The organism is Mesorhizobium sp. M7A.F.Ca.US.006.04.2.1 (genome assembly GCF_004022915.1).
GTDB lineage: Bacteria > Pseudomonadota > Alphaproteobacteria > Rhizobiales > Rhizobiaceae > Mesorhizobium > Mesorhizobium ciceri.
In genome coordinates this window covers 1-1,232 of the sequence record NZ_RZQA01001267.1, presented here as the reverse complement: position 1 = coordinate 1,232, position 1,232 = coordinate 1, and the positions used below count along the sequence as shown (strand labels likewise).

Here is a 1,232-nt window from a genome sequence, read left to right as displayed (position 1 = left end):
GGCCAAAGCGCGTCTGCAACCAGGCTTTCGCGGCCTCGGGCGGCGTTGTCAGCAGGCGTATCTCGATCGCCGCCTCCGCCTGGTCCGTCTCCGTCAGCACGATCTTGTCGATCACTGGGTGCGCGGACCGCGCCTCGCCAAGCAGGCAAGCGGCGAAGGCGGCCGCAAGACGTTCTTTCGCCGTCTCGCCATCAAGGCCAGCCAGGACTGCCGGAAGCAGGTCGCGCCGTTTGAGCCCACCGGCAAGCCGAACGGCGCGCCGGCGGACATTCGCGTCGGAATGGCTGGCCAGATCATGCAGGCGCGGTCCCGGATCGACGCGGTGATGCCAGAGCGCAGACAGCCCAAGGCAACGCTGCGGCGCATCTCGGGTGTCCAGCCATTCGGCCACGAACGGCCGCAGTTTTTCACGCGGTGTGCGCGCGACTGCGGCGGACAGGCTCGACAGGCCGGCCTCACCGAGGCTCGCCGCGGCGTCGATCGCAATCGCTACCAGATCAGCATCGCCCCAATGCAATGCCAGCGTGCCAAGTGCGAAAAGCTCGCCCGGCTCGGCATAGTCTGTGAAACGGGCCCGGGCCGCATCCCAGCCGGCCTTGCCGGCAGCCATGAGCCCTTCGATGTTCGCGTCGAGACGCTGGTCGATGCGGCCGATGTCCGTCTCCTCGAGAATCGAACCATCGATTTCGCGGCGGCGGCGAAGCCAGAGGAAAGCGGCATCTTCGGCATGTTGATCCACGATGGCGGCGATGGTCGCGACGGGGTGCATCGGCAATACCTCAATTGAGATGCACGGCCCCGCCGCGGATACGGTTGGTCCCGCTGGCCTGGCTCGTCAACTGGCTGCCGCGAATGGTCACGCGGCCATTCTTTTCTAGAATGATCGACGCCAGGCCGCAGCGCAGTTCTATGCGCTCGTCTCCGGTGATGACGACACGGTCGCCTTCGCGAGCGACTTTCAACCCCCTGTTCTTGTGCGCCGGATCGACGATGCGTCCAACGACCAGCGGCCGCGTGGGATCACCCTCCTCGAACAGAAGGGCCAGTTCTGAACCGATCGCCGAAATGTCCAGTTCAGTCAGGCTGCGCGCCGCAATCGCCGTCTCGCGCGGATTGCCAACGAAGACGACAAGCGGCGCCCCGCCCTCGAAACCAATCAGCAGGCCGATCACTACGCCATCGATACGATCCAGCACTGCCATGATGACGCCCTCAGTTGTTGTTGATGGTGC

At 65.2% G+C, this 1,232-nt stretch carries 2 protein-coding genes; both read right to left on the bottom strand.

Annotated elements, in window-relative coordinates; all coding sequences use genetic code 11:
* Nucleotides 1-769, bottom strand: a 769-nt coding sequence (locus EN925_RS36510; RefSeq protein ID WP_206633146.1) for a hypothetical protein, incomplete at its 3' end; no start/stop codon positions are given.
* A gap of 10 nt (nt 770-779) precedes the next feature.
* Entirely contained in the window at nt 780-1,205 is a 426-nt protein-coding gene (locus EN925_RS36505; protein ID WP_127388526.1) for a DUF6484 domain-containing protein, read from the bottom strand.
* Nucleotides 1,206-1,232 lie beyond the last annotated feature (27 nt).